A 20,309-nucleotide genomic window follows, 5' to 3' on the forward strand; every position below is an offset into this window, starting at 1 on the left:
TAACCCCAATCCGGAGGATATTGCATGGAACTATCATTCCTGGCCATTACAGTTGTGACTATTTTAGCCGTACTCTTGTTCATAGGCCTTGTACTTGGCCGCCTTTATCGACGCGCCACGCGCGAGATCAGCCTGGTGAAAACCGGCGCGGGTGGCAAAAAGGTCATTATGGATGGCGGCGTCATCATCGTACCGTTGCTACACGAAGTCAGCCCGGTCAACATGAAGACTCTGCGCCTTGAGGTGCAGCGCAATGGTGAGGCCGCGCTTATCACCAAAGACCGGATGCGTGTCGACGTGGGTGTCGAATTCTACGTCTCGGTGATGGCGACTGAAGAGGGCATCGCGCGCGCCGCGCAAACGCTGGGTGATCGCACCTTTGACGTTGAGCAACTGCGTGAGATGATCGAAGGCAAGCTGATCGACGGTCTGCGTGCCGTGGCCGCTCAGATGACCATGGATGGTCTTCATGAAAACCGCGCCGACTTTGTGCAGGAAGTGCAGAATGCGGTGTCCGAGGACCTGCTTAAGAACGGTCTTTCGCTGGAGTCCGTCTCGCTGACCGCGCTGGACCAGACCCCGTTCGAGGCTCTGGACGAGAATAACGCCTTTAACGCCGTGGGTATGCGTAAGCTGGCCGAGGTGATCGCCATATCCAAAAAAGAACGCGCGCAGATCGACGCCGAGGCCGAGGTTGAGGTGCGTCGTGCGGCGATGGAAGCGGAGCGTCAGAAGTTGCTGATCGAACAGGACGAACAGCAGGCGCGCATCGAGCAGGCGCAGAAGGTGGAAACTCTTCGTGTGGCGCAAGAGGCGGAGATCGCTGCGCGAACTGAAGACTCGGTACGCGAAACCGAACGCGCCCGGATTGCCCGTGAAGAGGCCATTCGTTCCGCCGAGATTGAGCGCGAGCGCAAAATCCGCGATGCCGAGATCGCCAAAGAGCGTGAGATCGAAGTCGCGGAACAGGAACGCCAGATCATCATCGCGCAGAAATCCGAAGAGGAAAGCCGCGCGCGCGCATCCGCCGATCTGGCTCGAGCCGAGGCGACCAAAGCAACCGAAGCCGTGGCTACGGCGCGCGAAGTGGCCGAGGCCGAGCGTCAGAAGCAGATTGTTCTGATTGAAGCCACCCGTGAGGCCGAACGTCAGGCCACCGCGATCCGTTTGTCAGCACAGGCCGAGAAAGAGGCCGCCGCAGACCGCGCCGAAGCCCGCCGCGAGGAAGCGCAGGCCGAAGCAGACGCGCTGAACATTCGCGCCGAGGCCAAGAAGAACGACATGCTGGCCGAGGCGGAAGGTAAGCGTGCGATCGTAGAGGCGGACAACGCCCTGTCACCTGAGCAGATCCGGATGAAGGTCGACTTGACCCGCATTGAAACCATGCCCTCGATCATCTCGGAAATGGTCAAACCGGCCGAAAAAATCGACTCGATCAAAATCCATCAGGTTGGTGGGATCGGAGCTGCCAATGGTGGTGGTGTTTCAAGCGATGAAAAGCCGGTTGTCAATCAGGCGTTGGATTCGATCATGGGAATGGCCGTGCAGATGCCAGCGCTCAAGAAACTGGGCGAAGAGCTTGGCTTGTCCATGGAGAACGGCGTCGGGGGCGTGGTGAACGGTGCGCTTGAGAGCACCGTGGACCCAGATGAGGTGGTCGACGTGGTCGAGGGCCATGGGCCAGCGGTCCAGCAGTAAAACAGAAGGGCCGGGATTTCCCGGCCCTTTTTCATTGCTTTTCGCGAGAACCCTTGAGCAGCCTGCCGATGGTAAAGGATGTGCGCGGAGCATAGACATAATTCGTCCGTTTCTCGGGCGTCGGGCGCGAGCGCATACGGGCGAGGCCAAAAACAATAAGAAACACATGACCCAATGCAACAAAAGCAAACAGGGCTCCGGGGCCGAATTGCTGGATCAACGTGGATGAGATGTAGGGCGATGCAATCGCCCCCAGCGCGTACCAGAACATCAAGGCCGCTGCCAATTCAACGCGTTGTTCGGTCGTGGCAAAATCATTCGCATGCGCCGAGGAAACCGAGAAAATCGGAAACGTGGTCAGGCCAAAGAACCCGGCGGCCAGCATAACGCCGACCGTTCCAGTTCCGCTAGCCAACATCGTGACACCGCAGCTTAGCACCGCTGCCACGGATAGCCAGATCAGCACCCAGCGTCGATCATACTTGTCTGCGAGCCAACCCAAGGGGTACTGGGCCAGTGCGCCGCCCAGAACGAAAGAGGCCAGAAAGAATGCAATCTGATCTACGCCCAGTCCGACCTCCTGACCGTATACCGGGCCGACCATGCGCAATGATGCCGAACTGAGCGCAGCCACGATAACGCCCGCCACAGCCAGTGGTGAGCTGTGCCAGGCCAGCTTGGGGCGCAGGCGCGGGGTGTCCGGTGTCTTGGGTTGGCTGGCGCGAGTTAGGGCCAGCGGCAAGATCGATGCACAGCATAGGATCGCAAGCAGGTTGTATGAAACGTAAGAGGCGGGTGGCAGAACAGCAATGATAAGCTGTGCACAAAGCGAGGCCCCCATATCGGCGATACGGTAGGTGCCCATCGCGCGGCCACGGGTTTCGTTGGTGACCTTGGCGTTAAGCCAAGCCTCGATCACGGTGTAACACCCAGCGACACAGGTTCCCGACGCGATACGCAGAGCGGCCCAGACATAAGGGTTTTCAGTCAGCGTATGCCCCAGCAACCCCATCGCGCCCAAAGCGGTGCAGACCGCAAATGCGCGCGAGTGCCCGACGCTGCCCATAAGCCGCGGAGCCCACCAGCAACCAACAAAGAACCCAATGAAGTGCGATGACCCCAGCAGACCGATCTGTTCGGTCGAAAAATCAAGCGTCAGCCCCGAGATTGCATCCAGCGGACCAACACCACCCGTTGAGAGCTGCAGCAGAATGACCGAAAGAAAGAGGGCGGCAAATGAAATGATCGTACGCATGATAGGTGCAACTTGACCTTGTCGCCACGAAATGCGCGCGCCTAATCGACGCCCTGACGTCGTTTTTTGCCTTTTTGTGGTTAATCCTGCCGGATGATTTCGGCGTGGATGTCCAGGCCGATCGTGGGTTGTACAAGATCAGGATATCCAGACGCGCCAAACTCATTTCGATTGATCGCCCCCTCTAGCCGGATGGACAGGGTGTCCAAATCATCCACCGCGCTTCCCGGTCTCCGATACAGATTGGCGCTCAAAGTCACCGGACGCGTGATACCGCGCACTGTCAGATCGCCGGTCACGGTTGCACCTTCCGAGATACGGCCAGTGGGTCCCAGCTGAATCTTGGTCGTGATGAAACGGATGGTGGGGTATTGGGCAGCGTTCAACACACTTTTTCCCAACATCGGACCTCGGGCAAATGGTAGGTTCGTCCGCGCCCGGGCCACGTCCAGCACGACATCGACCCGGCTGTTTTGCAAGCGATTGGTATCAATCAGAATTTGGGCCGACTGTACTGGCATCGTGCCCGTCTGAAGCGCGCCGGACAAATCATAGGTGAAGCCAACGGAACTGCGCGATGCTGCCAGCGCATATGGGGTGAGGGCGGCCATCGCTGCCCGTGCCATTGGTAACGCGCAAAGGCTTGCAATCAGGCTGCGTCGGGTAAGGTTCCTCATGCCATCGCCGTGCGACCGCGCGGGCGCGAGCGTTTCATGAGCATCAGCACGATTGCGATGTTCAGCCCGTTCCAAAGGATGCCATTGATGAAAGCAAGCTGATAACTGCCAGTCACGTCGTAGATCCAGCCCGACATCCAACCACCCAGAGCCATGCCGAGGATAGTCATCATCATGACAAAACCCACGCGCGCGCCGGCCTCTTGCGGGGGCATATATTCGCGTACAATCAGCGCGTAGCTGGGGACGATACCACCCTGGGCCAGCCCGAATAGCATGCTGACGACATAAAGCGAAACCATCCCATCATAAGGGAGAAACAGGAACAGAGCGATACATTGCAGGACCGAGCCAATCAGCAGTGTTGAAAGCCCTCCCAACCGGTCCGCGACAAGCCCCGAGATGATGCGGCTAACCACGCCGCCCAACAGCATCAGAGACAGCATCTCGGCCCCAACGGCCGGGCCATAGCCCAAGCCCACACAATAGGAGACAATATGGACCTGAGGCATCGACATGGCCACGCAGCAGCCGATACCAGCCAGCCCGAGGATGTACTGCAGGGCGCGGGGTGAAAAGCCGACGCTTTGTGCTTTGACCTGTGCTGCCGCTGCTGCCGTGCCATGCGCCTCGACGGGGACCTGTCTGCGCAAAAGCAGGGACAGAGGAATGACGGCGACCAGGGTGATGACGGCGAGACTCAGATAAACCTGCTGCCACCCGTCGCGCTGCAGAATGCCCGACAGCAGCGTGGGCCAGATCGCGCCCGACAGGTAGTTGCCACTGGCCACCAGTGCCACGGCAATCCCTCGCCTGCGCATGAACCAATGCGAGATATCGGCGATCAGCGGTCCAAATCCGATTGACGTGCCGAGCCCCAGCAGAAGATGCGCAACCGACAGCAGCGCAATATTCGGCGCAAGGGTTGCCAGCAGATAGCTTACCGCGCTCAGCACAGCGGCGCCGATCAACGCCATTGTCACGCCCAGTCGGTCCACCAGCTTGCCCAGCCACATGTTGCCGAAGGCAAAGCCGATCATGGCGAGCGTATAGGGCATCGACGCCGCGGCTCGGTCTGCGCCAAACTCGGCCTCGATGGCGGGCATGACGACGATCACAGCCCACATGCCCACATTGACCACGGTTGCGATGGCCAGGGTGATCAGCAGGCGAAGCCACGAATATCGGCTGTCATGGATCGGGTGTGTCATGCCGGCACGCTAGGGGGCAAGTCCGGTTTTGGCCAGTCACAAGTTATGTGATCATCGGGGCGTCTTCGGATTTGATCTGCTTTAACTGCAGTCCGCAATGAGGAGCAGCCCGCGTCACGTGCCAACTGGCCGGGGGCAGGGCGCGGGCGCGGCGGCGGGTCAGACACCAACTGCAGGCCTCGTCCCGATAGGTGGGCACCATATGCCAGCGCGTCTCAATCCCCTGTGCGCCACCATCGTCAGGCGTCAGCAATAGCCCCAGCGGAGCCTGTCCCGATATGCCGCCCTGTTCGGCAGCCAGATGCATCCGCCGGACCGGGGTCAGACCCGGCGGGCCGGGCAAATCGCCAATGACCAACGGGGCGGCACCGCTGCGCAAGGCTTCTTCCATGCACCACAACAGGTCTTCGGGTTTGTCAGGGCGGATCAGCAGAAACCGGGACGGATCGGCAAAAGGCAGCATGCCCTCGGGATGTAGCTGCGCCACCTCCCAAGCCGGGGCAATCCACATCACTGGCCCTTGAGTCTGCCCCGCCACCCACAGAGCAAAGCTACGCCGGGCAGGGCCGCAGGCTTCGTGTACACGGGCCAGTTGCAGACTGATCTGTGGGTGCAGGGCCACCCCGGGTGGGGTGCGCGCGGGCTTGCGGCCAAGAAGATTGGTGGACATGCTGATCAAATTAGCATGTTCTCACTTTGTTCTCAATTGAGGAATGCGGTCAACGCGACAGGATTAGACGCCCATCTGCGAACTGGATGTTCGAAAAGCGGTGCAGATACGCCATCCCTAGCAAGGATTGACCCAGATCGCCTTCATTGACTGAGGCCAGGATATCGCGATCGGTGATGGGGCCCAAAGACAGGCTGTCCAGCCGAACCGGCGCTGTACGCACAATGCCATTGGCCGTCGAGGCGCGACCGAGATAGTTCAATTGATCCGTATCGATTCCAATTCGTTCGGCATCTTTCGGGCTGATGACGATATTGCTGGCCCCGGTATCGACCAGAAAGGTCACCGCTGTGCCATTCACCAGCATTGGTAAATAGTAGTGTCCATCATAAGAGCGGGGCACTTCAATCCGCTGATCAGTTACGGTCAGTTGCGGGGTCGGGCTGACGGTTGAACGGATGTCATCCCACAATCCGACAACGGCAATGACACCGATAAAGATAAACACCCAAGCCGCGACCTGCTGCATGGTTTTGCCCAAAGACTGACGGTTCTGAGTGATAAACCACATCAACAGGACCGCACCCAGCAAAACCAGATAGGTCAATCGCCCAATATCGTAGCCGTCCATTCAATCACCCGAAATCAGTTTTCTCATACCAATATGGTGTTTCAAGAGGCGAAACCAAAGGCTTTGAGGCCATCAAGAATGAACTGAACCGACAGTGCAGCCAGCAGCATACCCAGCAGCCGTGTCAGCACGTTCAGCCCGGTTTTACCGAGAATACGGGCGATCATGCCGCCGGCCAGAAAGAACACAAATACAACCAACATGACGGCAAGCATAACAGCGCAGGCCGCTGCGATCCCAGGGACGCCCGGGTTTTGTCCGGCCAAAAGAATGATTGTTGCGATCGATCCAGGGCCCGCGATCAGGGGTATGGCCAGGGGGAAAACCGAAGGGTCAGAATGATCTTCTTCCTCGGCGCGGTCCTCGCGGCGTTTGGTACGGCGGTCGAACAGCATGTCCAGCGCAGTCAGAAACAAAAGCGCGCCACCTGCAACGCGGAAGGCTTCCATCGAGATGCCGACGAATCCAAGAACCGCTTCACCAAAAGCGGCAAAGGCGATCAGGATGAAAACCGCGGTCAGGCAGCTGCGAATGGCAATCTTACGGCGTGTGGCCGCATCCATGTCCTGCGTCAAGGCAACGAAAATTGGCGTGGTTCCGAAAGGGTCGATCACCACAAACATCGTGGTGAAAGCCGTTATGAAAAAGGCCATGTCGATCATGCTGCGCTCTCTGCCTGTTCCAACCGTTCTGCGGCGGCGACCCATAGGGCTTCAGCCTTTTGCATGGCTTCGACCACCTCGGCGAATTTGCGGTTCCAGGTTTCCAGATCGTTGATCCGGTCATCTTCATAAAGCGCAGGATCCGCCAGCTTGGCAGAAAGCTTGTCGTGCATATCGGTCAGTTTCTCGACCCGGTCTTCGCATTTGCGCAGATCCGCACGCAGGGCCAATACGGTCTCGCGTGATGCACGTTTGGGTTTGGGCGCCTGTAGTTTATCTTTGACCGGTTTCTCGCGGGCCAGCAAAAGAGCGCGATAGGCCTCAAGATCGCCATCGAATGGCTTCACGGTGCCATCCGAGACCAGCCATAGCCGATCAGCGACAAGCGACAGTAGATGCATGTCGTGGCTGACCAAGATGACCGCGCCGGAATAGGCAGTCAGTGCCTCGACCAACGCTTCGCGGCTTTCGATGTCCAGATGGTTCGTCGGTTCGTCAAGGATCAGCATATGCGGCGCGTCGATGGTAGCGATCAGCAGCGACAAACGCGCTTTTTGCCCGCCAGAAAGACGCCCGACTAACGTTTCCGCCTGATCCGCGTTCAATCCGAACCCCGCCAGACGCGAGCGCCACTTGCCGGGCGCCTCATTGGGGCGTAGGCGGCGCAGGTGATCCAATGGTGTTTCGTCAACATGCAGCTCATCTACTTGATGCTGCGCGAAATAGCCGACGCGCAGCTTGGAGCTTCGGGTCATTTTACCCGCCATCAGGGGTAGGCGGTCAGATAGCAGTTTCGAAAGGGTCGACTTGCCCTGACCATTCTTGCCTAGCAGAGCGATGCGATCATCCTGATCAATACGCAGGTTCAGTCGTCGCAGAACCTCGGTCTCACCATAACCGGTTACCCCTCCTTCAAGTTGAATGATCGGTGGCGACAGTTCTTCTGGCTCGGGGAATGAAAAGGCGCGCAAAGCCGCCTCTTGCGGAGTTGAAACCAGTTGGATGCGCTCGATCATCTTCAAACGAGACTGGGCCTGTACGGCCTTTGACGCCTTATAGCGGAAACGATCCACGAAACTTTGCAGATGTGCGATGCGGGCCTTGGCCTTGGCGTTTTCCGACTCTGCTTGTGCCAGACGTTCAGCGCGACGTTCGGCAAACTTGTCGTAGGGAACCGCGTAATATGTCAGCTTGCGATCTTCGAGATGCAGAATTGATCCGACGGCGCGGTTCAACAACCCCCGGTCGTGGCTGATGATGATGACGGTGTGAGGGTATTTGGCCAGATAGCTTTCAAGCCACAACGCGCCTTCTAGGTCCAGATAGTTGGTCGGTTCGTCCAGCAGCAGCAGATCAGGCTGTGAAAACAGCACTGCCGCCAGCGCCACGCGCATGCGCCAGCCGCCTGAGAAATCAGAACAGGGTTTCAGCTGATCCTCATCGTCAAAGCCCAGTCCTTTGAGGATCGAGGCTGCCCGAGCCTCAGCTGACCAAGCATCAATATCAGCCAGCCGTGTCTGGATTTCAGCAATGCGGTCCGGATCTATTGCGCTGTCTGCTTCGGCCATCAATGTGCTGCGTTCCACATCCGCGGCCAGAACCGTGTTGATCAGCGAGACATCCGAGGACGGCACTTCCTGCGCCACGCCCCCGATCCGCGCACGTTTGGGCAGGGATATATTGCCTGATTCCAGCGACAGCTCGCCCCGGATCAACCGAAAGAGCGTCGTCTTTCCGGTACCATTGCGCCCGACAAGGCCGACCTTGTGGCCATCGGGAATGGTCGCACTGGCCCCGTCGAACAGAGGACGCCCTTCAACGGCGTATGTGATGTTATCGATCCGTAGCATGAGGCGCTCTTATCAGAGCATCCAAGACGCCGCCAGAGGTCACCATGTTCAAGCCAGAAGCAATGTGTTAGCGCTGTTCCGGTTCGTCTTCCAAACGGTTTCGATATGCGTGCGGCTCAATCTCCTCCGACCCTGATAACTCTGATCTTTGCAACGGCGCTCTCGGTTCTGACACTGAACATGTTCCTGCCGTCGCTGGCGCATATGAGCGAAGATTTCGGCGTGGATTATGGCCTGATGAACGTGGCCGTCGCAGGGTACCTATTTGTCTCGGCGGTCTTGCAGTTGATCGTCGGGCCGCTGTCGGATCGCTACGGGCGAAGACCTGTCTTGTTGATCGCGATGGTCATATTTGTCGCCGCATCAATTGGATGCGTCTTAGCCGAGTCAATCTGGGTTTTCCTTTCGTTTCGGATGATTCAGGCGGCGGTGGTGGCCGGGCCGGTGCTGTCGAGTGCTTCGATCCGCGACCGATATCCACCAAACGAGGCCGCCAGCAAGCTGGGTTATGTCGCAATGGCCATGGCACTGGCACCGATGCTTGGGCCAATGCTAGGCGGCGCGCTGGATATGCTTTTTGGTTGGCGGGCCGGGTTCGTGCTGTATTCGCTGCTTGGGGCAGGGGTGCTGTTGCTGCTTTGGGCTGACATGGGTGAAACCAACACCAACCGCTCGTCGACTTTCGCGGCGCAGATGCGGGAATACCCGCATTTGTTCCGCGCGCGTAGGTTCTGGGGTTACGCCTTATGCGCCGCGTTCTCCATCGGCGGTTTTTTTAGTTTTATCACCGGCGCGCCATTGGTCGCCGCAGCCTGGTTCGACCTGAGCCCAGCAATGCTGGGTCTGGGCATCGGTATCATCACGGGCGGGTTTATGGTCGGCAACTTTGTCACCGGGCGCATCGCAAAGCGCACCCAGCTGACGACAATGATCTTGTTCGGTCGGGTAGTGGCGTCGGTTGGGCCATTTTGCGGGCTGCTGCTGTTCATCGGCAATATGGGCTCGGTCTGGGTGTTTTTTGGATCCGCCATCTGCGTTGGTTTCGGAAATGGTTTGACCAATGCAAATGCCTCGGCTGGGGTGATGTCGGTACGTCCGAAACTGGCCGGCAGTGCGGCTGGATTATCAGGCGCCTTGATCGTGGCACTGGGGGCTGTCTTGACCATGATGACCGGGACGTTTGTAAGCCCTGAAAACGGGCCATATCTGGTGCTGAGCATGATGTGCGGCAGCAGCTTTGCGGGTCTTTTGGCAGTGCTCTATGTCCGCCGGTTGGATCGTACCGACCCGCTGCCTGATGCGATCTGAGTGATAAACGATCATAACGCTTTTCATGAGACAAATACCATGTTAGGCGGCGCGCGATGGATTTCGGCGCGGGTATCGCGCCCTTAAGTCAAGGAGAGGCCAATATGGCACTGGAACGCACATTCTCGATCATCAAACCCGATGCAACCCGCCGCAACCTGACTGGCAAGATCAATGCCAAGTTCGAAGAAGCTGGCCTGCGCATCGTTGCGCAAAAGCGCATCCACATGACCAAAGCTCAAGCTGGCAAGTTCTATGACGTGCACGCCGAGCGTCCATTCTATGACGAACTGTGCGAATTCATGTCGTCGGCCCCTGTTGTTGTTCAGGTTCTGGAAGGCGAAGGTGCCATTGCCAAGAACCGTGAAGTCATGGGTGCAACCAACCCTGCAGACGCAGCACCTGGCACCATCCGCGCCGAGTTCGCTGAATCGGTCGGTGAAAACTCGGTCCACGGTTCGGACGCTCCGGAAACTGCCGCGGTTGAGATCGCCTACTTCTTCTCGGGCATCGAACTGGTCGGTTAATCGGCCGTCAGATCACAGCTTTAGGCCGTACCCCATATCGGGTGCGGCCTTTCTTATGAGGGCAGGGCTCAAGAGTGTTTGTCCGCATTGCTTTAGTCGACAGGAGCGAAATGCCGTCATGAGCACAAACAAACGCATTGTTCTTTCCAGTGATCACGCTGCAATCGACCTCAGGCAGGCTATCTCTGCTTACGTTGAATCCCAAGGTTGGGAGGCCGTAGATATCGGTCCGACCACATCGGAAAGCACTCATTATCCCGAACACGGAGCCGCCGCCGCGCGCCTCGTGGCATCGGGTGATTGTCGCTTTGGTATCATCCTGTGTGGCACCGGGCAGGGCATCATGATAGCGGCCAACAAAATCAACGGCGTCAGATGTGGTGTTTGCAGTGATGTCTTTTCGGCCCAGATGATCCGGCAGCACAATGACGCAAACATGCTCTCGCTGGGGGCGCGGATTCTCGATGAAAAGCAAGCACTGGAAATCACGGCTGCTTTCCTGACATCCGAATTTGAAGGTGGTCGCCACGCAATGCGGGTCGATATGATCGGGGCGCTCGAAGCCTAGTCTGCCGCCAAATCCTTGGCCGATATACGCACGCCCAAAGCATCAAGATCGGCAATCATCTGATGCTTTGGTGCTATGCTGACTCCGGCCTTGATCGCATCGAACCGTTCGCGCAAGGCCTTCTTTTCCTCGCCCTTGCAGTCATTCCAGGGGCGACCTTGCAAGCCCATGACCAATACATAATAGCCGATGAAATGAGGGCGCGTTCCGGCCTGCAATAGGCGCGAATAAGCCTCGTCTGCTCCCAACGCGCGCAACTCCTGAGCTGTCATAATGCCCGCTCGTGCGCAGGCTTGTTCGAATGCCGGGCCAAGATTGCGGATGGAGGAGATCGGATCAGACATGCCTTGTCTTATCCCGCCCGAAGCGGCCTGTCACCCGCTCAAGGTTGTTTGCGGCTTCCCTTTCCGCTACCCAAGCATTGGAGGGGTCAAGAATGAACGATCTAAGCCTAGAGAATGTCGCGCAAAATCTGGACCTGATGAACCCGCCCGAGGGGTTTGTCGACGACCCGTTCCCCTTTTACGATGCACTGCTTGAGCATGCGCCAGTATTGCGACAGCCGGACGGTTCCGTGTTGTTGTCACGCCATGCGGATCTGGATGCCATTTATCGCAACACGACGCTTTATTCCTCGGATAAGGAGGCGGCGTTTGGCCCTAAATTCGGTGTTGGCTCGCCGTTATTCGAACATCATACAACTTCATTGGTGTTCTCCGACCCGCCTTTGCACACGCGTGTGCGCAAGATCATGACCTCAGCCCTGACGCCCCGGGCAATCGCGCGGATGGAGCCAGGTCTGATCGAAACCGTTGATACGCTGCTGGATGATATGGCGGGCAGGGGGCAGGTTGACCTGATCGCGGATTTTGCTTCGACCATTCCGATCCAGATCATCGGCAATCTGCTGGATGTACCGATGAACGAACGCGCGCCTCTGCGCGATTGGTCGTTGGCCATCCTTGGTGCTTTGGAACCCGCTTTGACAGAAGCTCAGCTGGAAAAGGGCCACACTGCTGTTCGCGAATTCAAAACCTATCTTCAGGATCTTGTTGCCCGTCGTCGCGCAAATCCGGGAGATCCGGAAACAGATGTTCTGACACGTCTGATCCGAGGCGAAGGCGCGGACGAGATGCTGAGCGAGATTGAGCTTCTGCAAAACTGTATCTTTATCCTGAATGCGGGTCACGAAACGACCACCAATCTGATCGGCAATGGGCTGGCGCTGCTTCATGACTATCCAGAACAACGCCAAAGACTACTGGAAGATAGCGAATTGATTGCCCCGGCGGTTGAAGAGGTCTTGCGCTTTCGGTCACCCAACCAATTTGGCAACCGGGAAACCACGGAGGACGTTGAAATCCGAGGACATCAGATCGCCAAAGGAACGAACCTGCATCTCTGTATCGGGGCAGCGAACCGTGATCCCGAGGTGTTCGCCGACCCGACCCGATTTGACATCACACGCAAGCCGAACAGGCACCTGGCCTTCGCGGGCGGGCCGCATGTCTGCGTTGGCCTGACTTTGGCGCGCCTTGAAGGTCGTGTTGCACTGGATCGATTGCTGAAGCGATTTCCCGCTTACCAGATTCAAGGAAAACGGGTGCAGGGTGGTCGCATTCGGTTTAACGGATACGCGTCGTTGCCTGCAGTTATGTAATTAGATCAACGCTCTAGTAGATGTTTTTCATGCAATTACGAATTGCGTGACAACTTCAGGGTTGTCTCAAGCCCTGGTTTACGATTGCGCGCCAGAAATGTGCCGCCGTGCATATGTGAAATTGCCGCCACAAGCGCCAGTCCAAGGCCGGCATTCCGCCCGGTCCTTGCAGGATCAAGCGTGACAAACGGCATCTGCAATCGGGGCAGATCGCTTTCTGGTACGCCAGGGCCCCGGTCGCGAACGCTGAGTAACGCATAGTCGCCGTCGTCTCGAATTTCGATGGTGATCGCTGTGCCGGGCGGGGCGTAGCGCATGGCGTTTTCAAGAAGGTTCGACAGTGCTTGAGACAGCAGAGGGCGATGGCCTTGGATTGGGTCCGCGTTTCCAACGACCTCAAGTCGGATGTTCTGATCAGACGCGACAGGTTCGTATAACTCAACCACGTCACCGACCAGTTGCAAAAGCTTTACCGGTTCAAATTGTTCGCGGCCCAGACCGGCCTCGGCGCGCGAAATCTCGGTCAGTTGGCTGAGAACGCGCAGCAGGTGATCAATCTCGCCGGTCGCGCGCGCCATGTCGATCTCGCGATCTTGATCGCTTTTGCCGGGCTCAGCCAGGGATTCGACCCGTTGCCGCAGTCGCGACAGGGGAGAGCGCAGGTCATGAGCAATCGAATTGGAGGTTGTGCGCAGGTTGCTGATCAGTTCTTCAATACGATCCAGCATGTTGTTCAACGTGCCCGCGACCTGATCGAATTCATCGCCCGTGCCACGTAGAGGCATGCGCAGAGCTAAATCGCCGGAAACGATATTGTCGGCTGTATTGGCGATGTCTTTCAGTCGTGAAAACACCAGCCGGGTCAGCAGCCAGCCGGTCAACAAACTCAGCGCCAATGCAGTGGCAAGTGCCAGTGCAACAGACCGGAACAGAACCCGGTCGAATTGCTGTCTGGCCAATGAATCACGCCCGACAAGCAGCCTTTCGCCACCCGGCAGCCGGACCGAAGCGGCAGAGATCGGGACATATTGATCCGTATCTTCTTTGCGAAGCTGAAGGTCGACCCAGCCGCTACCCGGAGTTATCCCTTCCGGCCAATGCGTCAGGTTGCCCGCCAGTTTCGTGCCTTGCCGACCTGTCAGCAGGTACAAGGCATCCCGCTCAGCCGCTGTCGGCAAACGGCGGTCGATGGCAGAGATCAACCCGATCATGCCACGCCGTTCATATTCATCTGCGAGGCCCGTAAGCTCGGCCTGAACGACCGAACGCGTCTCGCCTGAAATCGTGCGATTGGCCGTAAAATACACCATCGTCAGAACGGTCGCCGTCAGCAAAGTGCTAAGCACCATGCTGGCCAGAACCAAGCGAGTACGAGAGTTTTTCAGCGACAGGCGCAGGTTATCCATCCGAAACCATGTATCCGGCGCCTCGGACTGTTTCAATCACCGGGTCAGCTCCGTCTTCATCAAGCTGGCGGCGCAGTTTCGAAATATGGACGTCGACCACGTTGGTGTTCGGGTCAAAGTGGTAATCCCACACACCTTCAAGCAACATCGTGCGCGAGACGACGCGGTTTTTTCGGCGCAGAAAGAACTCCAGAATTTGAAATTCGCGCGGGGTCAGGGTGATTTCACGACCGTTGCGCGTGACCTTGCGGGTCAACAGATCCATTTCGAGATCGCGGCAGGCAAGGGTCGGCGTTTCTTCGGCTTCTTGCGGTCGACGCAACAGGGCTTCGATCCGGGCATGAAGTTCCTGGAATGAAAATGGTTTGACCAGATAATCGTCTGCGCCCGCGCGGAGGCCTTTGACTCGCTCGTCCACTGCACTCATGGCGGTTAACATCAGAACAGGTGTTTTCAACCCAGCCGCACGCATTGACTTAATCAGTGATAACCCGTCCAGCCCGGGAAGCATTCGGTCCAGTACGACCGCATCAAATCCGCCGTCAGTTGCGTGGTACAGGCCTTCGCGGCCATCTGATGCGACTTCGACAACATAGCCTTCTTCACCAAATCCCTTGGCAATGAAGTCCCGTGTGTCTTGGTCATCTTCAACGATCAACAAGCGTCTGCTCATGGTCAGGGCTCCTTCCCAATGGGATTTAAACACACATACTCTTTGAAAAAAACATGCCGGGTGCAAAGGTGCACCCGGCTGTTCCGGCGGCACGTGGACAATCCGTGCCTGCCAGAATAAGCGCTCCAGATTTCCCCATCATGTGGCGCGCTTAGGTGTAGGGTTAGGCGATTTCGACCGCGACGAAGATCTGGTTGCCACCGCGATTGATCAAAACCAGAGCTGGATCCGTCTTTTCGTTCTCCAGCGCTTCTTTCAAAGCGTCTGGCGTAACGGTATCCAGATTGCCCAGTCGAACGATCACATCACCACGCTGCAATCCGGCCTTGGCCGCAGGGCTTTCGGGCTCCAGATCGGTGACAACAACACCATCGACGTTCTCGGCCACGCCAATCTCGGCGCGGGCGGTTTCGGTCAGCGGTGCCACGGTTACGCCCAGCGACGTACCTTCGAACTTGTCTTCAACCACGCTATCGGTCGCCGCCGAGGCTGACTGATGCTGACCGATTGCCAGTTCGATCTGTTCTTCTTTGCCATTTCGAAGAACAGTCAGCGTGCTATCAGTACCTACCTTGGTCGTGCCAACCAGGATCGGAAGATCGCTACTGGAATCAACGGCTTCGTTATTGAAGGTCAGGATCACGTCACCTTGCTGCAGTACGCCATCGGCCGGGCTGTCAGGTACAACATCCGATACCAGTGCACCTGTTGCCGTATCGATACCCATCGCAGCAGCCAGTTCGGGGCTGACATTCTGGATCGACACTCCCAACCAACCGCGGCTGACCTCGCCGTCATCGCGTAGATCAGCCGTGATGTGATCTACAATATTCGAAGTCACCGCAAAGCCGAGTCCGACTGAGCCGCCGCTGGGCGAATAGATCGCCGAGTTCACACCGATCACCTCACCATCCATGTTGAATAGCGGACCACCCGAGTTGCCTTTGTTGATTGCAGCATCGGTCTGGATGAATTCGGCGTAGGGGCCTTCCGAAATATTGCGCCCCTTCGCGGAAACAATACCGGTCGTAACAGTTGCATTCAGGCCAAACGGGTTGCCGATGGCGACGACGTCCTCGCCCACACGAATGACATCGCTGTCACCCATTTGAACGGCTTGCAGGTCTTCTCCTGCGTCGATTTTAAGCACGGCGATGTCCGTAAGCGGATCTGTACCAACGATTTCAGCTTCGAACGTGCGGTTATCGCTCAGACGTACGGTCACTTCGCTGGCGTTGTCGACAACGTGGTGGTTGGTGACGATGTATCCTGCCTTATCCAGCACAAAGCCTGATCCCAAACCCTGGCTGGGGCCTCGCTGCGGCATGTCAAATCCTTCAGGACCGCCGAACCGCTTAAAGAACTCGCCAAAGGGATGGTTTTCGAGGTCGAACTCCTGACCTTGTGTGGGGCGCGGTTTGGCATCTTGCTTGGCGGTGATCGTGACCACCGAAGGCGAGACGGTTTCGACCAGATCGGCCAGAGCCTCGTCTGCCATTGCGGGCAGGGCGGTGGTGGCCATCATGGCCGCACCCAGTGCGGTAGCTCCCATCCAGCTGGATGTGCGTGGAATAAGCAGTGAGGATTTACGGATGCTCATTTTGACTCCTGTCTATTTCGGCGGTTGATCCCGCGCATTGAGACAGGAGATGCACTGGCAACCTTGGGATATCCTGAGAGAAATATTAAGAAACCTTAATTTCGCCACGTTTCGCCGCTTTAATGACTCCGTTCAACGTGCTCGGGTAGCAAGAATCAGCTTGGGTGCTATGTGGCGAATCGGTGGATTGTTGCCGATAAAGTCAATAATTTCGAAAAAGCATTGAATTGATTCATTTTTGTTAACAAAGAAACGACGCTTTTGCGGTCTCAAAAATACTTCTCCTAAAAGTTGCGTGAGATGGAGTGTTCAAATTTCGAACACGCCCGTCGGTGCCTTTGAAATAGGTAAGTTAGCCGTATTCTAAGTGCGCAACTGACGGAAACTTCTGGAAAAAGTATAAGTCGATGCAACCATTGGTAGAATCCAGAGTGTTGCATTGTTGCTCAAAAGCCAGTGCCCCTGCGCTGAAATTTACCATTTCATCCAATTTTACATTGTTTGAACGCATCGGATCAGCGACATTAGAGTTGCCCAAGTGAGGGGGGCCTTAGGCACTAGGGGGTGCCAAAGGCGCATCTCAGTCTCCATAGCGCTGAGCGGCATGTTAACGAGGGGGTCTTGTTTAGGTTCAGCAGCACAACGTCGGGAAGCCTGATTGGCGATCTGACCGCGCTTTAGAGATTGGTGAAAGTGGTAGTCCTGTTTTTGGGCATGCGACCCGGTCATTATTGACCGGGTCGCGTTTATTTGAGGGGCTGCTTTTGCGGTCGGCCCGCATTCCAACGGGTCCAATCGGCGGGTGTATCCAAATCAAGCAGCGCATTCTGGGCGGGCAGGCGATGCAGATGAACCTTGCCCTTGTAGCGTTGGACGACAATCTGCGCGCCGCTGTCACCGTTCAGTTCCGAAAGCTCTGAAAATAGAGAGCGATCAAAGACGACAGGATGGCCGGGAGCGCCTTCGTCAGTAGCCCCACGCCATATCAGATTGTCAGGGTGGGTTTTGACTGATCGGAGAACGCTGTTCAGGTCTTGGGTTGTGAGGTCCGGAAGGTCCGATAACAGGATCATGACCGCAGGTGCATTTGTTGGAACGGAGGCCATTGCGCCCCTCAAACTGGCATTCATGCCTTCTTGCGCATTTGGGATTTCGACCAGTTGAACATCGAGGCCCTCCAGCACCGTATATCGGGGATGTGGGGCCGGGGGCAGGGCGATGATAACGTGACCTGCGGCAAGCGCCCGCTGAGCCACTCGGCGCAGAAGCGGCACGCCTTCAATCGGTTGCATTAACTTATCAGCACCACCCATGCGGCTGGATTGCCCGGCAGCGAGCAGGATGATGGGAATCTGGGTCATTTCGCAAGCATGCCGTCGGTGGATTAATAAGTCATCCCCGCATTCTTGCGCCATCGGGATCGAAAAGTGGGGTCGTGATGACACGCGCTTTGTGCATCTGACCTAGAATTTCAATTTCAACCGCACGTCCCTCGGTGGCCTGTTCAGTCGGGAGGAACCCCATGGCAATCGACTTGCCCGCAAAGTGCGAATACCCACCAGATGTACAGAAGCCGACAACAACGCCGTCTAACCAGATCGGTTCGTACGCGTTTACATCTGCATCTGCCGCGTCGACCTCAAAAGCCACCAAGCGGCGATCAGCGCCAGATGCGCGCTCGGCCTCGGCCGCTGCTCGGCCTATGAAATCGCTGCTCTTGGAGAATGAGATTAACCGATCCAACCCGGTTTCTGCCGCTGTATAGTCGGGTGAAAATTCTCGCATCCACGAGCCAAAGAACTTGTCCAGACGCAGACTCATCATTGCGCGCATGCCAAATGGGGTCATGTCATGAGCTTGACCCGCTTGCCACAAACTCCACCAGAGTTGCCGTTGGGCCATTGGGTCGCAATAAATCTCATAACCCAGATCGCCGGTATAGCTGACACGCTGAACGATGCAGTCGGTCATGCCAATTGTCATCTCGCGCAGGTCGAGGAACCTGAGCGAGGTGACTGCTTCTCGGGTGCAGGCCGACAAAACCTCGGTGGCCTTGGGGCCTGCGATCTGAAACCCATTCAACCGGTCGCTGATGTTCTCGATGCCCACGCCATGGTCCTGGTTTTGCAGGAACCAGCGCATATGAAATGCCTGACTGCCGTATGAGGCGGTCAGGTGAAAAAGGTCGTCGCCCAAGCAGGAGACGGTGAAATCCCCGATCAGCTTACCTTTATGCGACAACATTGGCGTCAGTGAAACGCGGCCTGGTTTGGGTATGCGGCCCGCCATGATGCGATCCAGCCATGCACGAGCACCGGCACCGGTAATACGGTATTTTCCGAAATTGTGGACTTCGTTGATCCCAACACCTCCACGCACGGCACGAACTTCGCGGCCGGTGGCCTCAAAGGCGTTGGAACGGCGGAATGAGGGTGTCTCGAAATCCGGTTCATCGCCTTGGGCAAAGTAGTTTGGTACTTCCAGCCCGTATTGCTGCCCCCAAACGGCACCGAGATCGCTGAAGATGTCGTACATTGGTGTGGTTCGGTTGGGACGCGCTGCAGGCAGTTCCTCGTTCGGATAAGCGACGCTGAACCGCTTCTGATAGTTCTCGATCACCTTGGGGCGCGTATAGCCCGGGCCGATCCAATCGCCAAACCGCACCACATCCATGGCAAACACATCGCGTTCGGGTTCGCCTTCGATCATCCATTGAGCAAGGGTCAAGCCAACACCACCGCCTTGGCTGAAACCGGCCATGACACCGCAGGCTGACCAGTAGTTCCGCACGCCAGGCACCGGACCGACCAGAGGGTTGCCATCCGGGGCAAAGGTAAACGGCCCATGGATGACGGATTTGACACCCGCCTCAGCGAGAACAGGGAAGCGTTTGTAGGCGAATTCGATGCTATCGGTGATCTTGTCGAAGTCATCGGGCAGCAATTCATGGCCAAACTCCCACGGGGTGCCGTCGACCGCCCAAGGCTTGCAAGGCTGTTCGTAGAAGCCGATGCACAGTCCACGCCCTTCCTGCCGCAGATAGCTTTCGCCAGCGGGGTCCATCACATGCGGGTGCTCGCCACCTGCGTCGATGATGGCCTCGATCTCGGGTATGTTGTCGGTGACCAGATATTGATGCTCCATCGGATGCAACGGGAAATAGATCCCGGCCATCGCACCGACCTCGCGCGCCCACAATCCGCCCGCATTGACGATATGTTCGGCGTGAATTGTACCCTTGTCGGCCACCACGTCCCAAGTTCCGTCCGGGCGCTGGTTCGTCTCGCGCACCATGCAATGTGTTTCGATCGTAGCCCCACCCATACGCGCGGCCTTGGCGTATGCGTGTGTTGTACCCGACGGGTCGAGATGCCCGTCCAGCGGATCATACAGCGCACCAAGGATCCCATCGGTGTTGGTGATCGGAGCGATCTTCTTGATCTCCTCTGGCCCGACGATCTCGGTCTCAAGACCCATGAATCGATGCTTGGCGCGTTCGGCAAGCAACATGTCGAACCGGTCTTGATTGTCGGCCAGCGTGACGCCGCCGACGTGGTGCAGGCCGCACGACATGCCCGTGATCTCTTCCAGCTCTTTGTACAGCCGGATGGTATAGCCCTGCAGGGCGGCCATGTTTGTGTCACCGTTCAGGGTGTGAAACCCGCCCGCCGCATGCCAGGTCGAACCGCTGGTCAGCTCAGACCGTTCCAGCAGCATCACATCCGACCAACCGAGCTTGGTCAGGTGATAGAGGACCGAGCATCCGACAACGCCGCCTCCGATAACTGCGACACGGGTGGTGGTTTTCACGATGTTTCTCCCTCGGCTTTTGGCCGAGCCTGCCGAGGGCTCTGGCGTATTACTGTTCCGTTCGCGACACCGCGCGTCGTTTGCTGAATACGCGCGCTGTAGG

Annotated in this window: 18 protein-coding genes; 5 read left to right on the forward strand and 13 right to left on the reverse strand. The window is 57.3% G+C overall.

Annotated elements, in window-relative coordinates:
• Positions 1–24: 24 nt before the first annotated feature.
• Positions 25–1,698 (forward strand): flotillin family protein, encoded by a 1,674-nt coding sequence (locus ACR0JG_RS09610; protein WP_480569353.1) that lies wholly within the window; start codon positions 25–27, stop codon positions 1,696–1,698.
• A 31-nt stretch (positions 1,699–1,729) separates the two neighbouring features.
• Here the strand turns inward: ACR0JG_RS09610 and ACR0JG_RS09615 are convergent, their stop codons facing one another.
• The 7 genes from ACR0JG_RS09615 to ACR0JG_RS09645 form a co-directional block, all read right to left on the reverse strand.
• A complete protein-coding gene (locus ACR0JG_RS09615) occupies positions 1,730–2,953 on the reverse strand; it encodes an MFS transporter (protein WP_170393328.1) in 1,224 nt (407 codons plus the stop codon).
• An 80-nt stretch (positions 2,954–3,033) separates the two neighbouring features.
• A complete protein-coding gene (locus ACR0JG_RS09620) occupies positions 3,034–3,630 on the reverse strand; it encodes a YceI family protein (RefSeq protein ID WP_170405236.1) in 597 nt (198 codons plus the stop codon).
• On the reverse strand, positions 3,627–4,841 hold the full coding sequence (locus tag ACR0JG_RS09625; protein WP_170510795.1) for an MFS transporter: 1,215 nt from the start codon (positions 4,839–4,841) through the stop codon (positions 3,627–3,629). The genes ACR0JG_RS09620 and ACR0JG_RS09625 overlap by 4 nt, the downstream gene beginning before the upstream one ends.
• Positions 4,842–4,884: 43 nt before the next feature.
• Positions 4,885–5,511 (reverse strand): hypothetical protein, encoded by a 627-nt coding sequence (locus ACR0JG_RS09630; RefSeq protein ID WP_170465450.1) that lies wholly within the window; start codon positions 5,509–5,511, stop codon positions 4,885–4,887.
• 49 nt (positions 5,512–5,560) lie between these two features.
• On the reverse strand, positions 5,561–6,142 hold the full coding sequence (locus ACR0JG_RS09635) for a retropepsin-like aspartic protease family protein (protein WP_480569356.1): 582 nt from the start codon (positions 6,140–6,142) through the stop codon (positions 5,561–5,563).
• A 41-nt stretch (positions 6,143–6,183) separates the two neighbouring features.
• A complete protein-coding gene (locus tag ACR0JG_RS09640) occupies positions 6,184–6,804 on the reverse strand; it encodes a MarC family protein (protein WP_170393323.1) in 621 nt (206 codons plus the stop codon).
• The gene (locus ACR0JG_RS09645; protein ID WP_480569359.1) at positions 6,801–8,654 is read right to left on the reverse strand and encodes an ABC-F family ATP-binding cassette domain-containing protein; all 1,854 of its coding nucleotides are present in this window, start codon (positions 8,652–8,654) and stop codon (positions 6,801–6,803) included. Before ACR0JG_RS09645 ends, ACR0JG_RS09640 begins: the two co-directional genes overlap by 4 nt.
• A 105-nt stretch (positions 8,655–8,759) precedes the next feature.
• On the opposite strand from ACR0JG_RS09645, the gene ACR0JG_RS09650 reads away from it, so the two are divergent.
• The 3 genes from ACR0JG_RS09650 (at position 8,760) to rpiB (ending at position 11,057) form a co-directional block, all read left to right on the forward strand.
• Complete coding sequence (locus tag ACR0JG_RS09650; protein WP_480569362.1) at positions 8,760–9,962, forward strand: multidrug effflux MFS transporter; 1,203 nt, start codon at positions 8,760–8,762, stop codon at positions 9,960–9,962.
• A gap of 104 nt (positions 9,963–10,066) precedes the next feature.
• The gene (gene ndk / locus ACR0JG_RS09655; protein ID WP_008757405.1) at positions 10,067–10,489 is read left to right on the forward strand and encodes a nucleoside-diphosphate kinase; all 423 of its coding nucleotides are present in this window, start codon (positions 10,067–10,069) and stop codon (positions 10,487–10,489) included.
• A 118-nt stretch (positions 10,490–10,607) separates the two neighbouring features.
• Entirely contained in the window at positions 10,608–11,057 is a 450-nt protein-coding gene (rpiB, locus tag ACR0JG_RS09660) for a ribose 5-phosphate isomerase B (protein WP_170563093.1), read from the forward strand.
• Here the strand turns inward: rpiB and ACR0JG_RS09665 are convergent.
• Entirely contained in the window at positions 11,054–11,401 is a 348-nt protein-coding gene (locus ACR0JG_RS09665; protein ID WP_170563089.1) for a TfoX/Sxy family protein, read from the reverse strand. The genes rpiB and ACR0JG_RS09665 overlap by 4 nt on opposite strands.
• 92 nt (positions 11,402–11,493) lie before the next feature.
• On the opposite strand from ACR0JG_RS09665, the gene ACR0JG_RS09670 reads away from it, so the two are divergent.
• Entirely contained in the window at positions 11,494–12,717 is a 1,224-nt protein-coding gene (locus ACR0JG_RS09670; protein WP_480569366.1) for a cytochrome P450, read from the forward strand.
• A 35-nt stretch (positions 12,718–12,752) separates the two neighbouring features.
• Here ACR0JG_RS09670 and ACR0JG_RS09675 read toward each other — a convergent pair whose 3' ends face one another.
• From ACR0JG_RS09675 to ACR0JG_RS09695, 5 genes are all read right to left on the reverse strand, one after another.
• Positions 12,753–14,123, reverse strand: a complete 1,371-nt coding sequence (locus ACR0JG_RS09675; protein WP_480569368.1) for a sensor histidine kinase — start codon at positions 14,121–14,123, stop codon at positions 12,753–12,755.
• The gene (locus ACR0JG_RS09680) at positions 14,116–14,796 is read right to left on the reverse strand and encodes a response regulator transcription factor (protein WP_170393316.1); all 681 of its coding nucleotides are present in this window, start codon (positions 14,794–14,796) and stop codon (positions 14,116–14,118) included. The genes ACR0JG_RS09675 and ACR0JG_RS09680 overlap by 8 nt, the downstream gene beginning before the upstream one ends.
• Before the next feature lie 163 nt (positions 14,797–14,959).
• Positions 14,960–16,396, reverse strand: coding sequence for a Do family serine endopeptidase (locus tag ACR0JG_RS09685; protein ID WP_480569370.1), 1,437 nt, complete (start codon positions 16,394–16,396; stop codon positions 14,960–14,962).
• Between the two features lie 746 nt (positions 16,397–17,142).
• A complete protein-coding gene (locus tag ACR0JG_RS09690; RefSeq protein WP_170645923.1) occupies positions 17,143–17,757 on the reverse strand; it encodes a nucleotidyltransferase family protein in 615 nt (204 codons plus the stop codon).
• 31 nt (positions 17,758–17,788) lie between these two features.
• Positions 17,789–20,206: a GcvT family protein gene (locus ACR0JG_RS09695; RefSeq protein ID WP_480569373.1), complete on the reverse strand. Its 2,418-nt coding sequence runs from the start codon at positions 20,204–20,206 to the stop codon at positions 17,789–17,791.
• Positions 20,207–20,309 lie beyond the last annotated feature (103 nt).

Source organism: Ruegeria sp. AD5 (assembly GCF_056542345.1).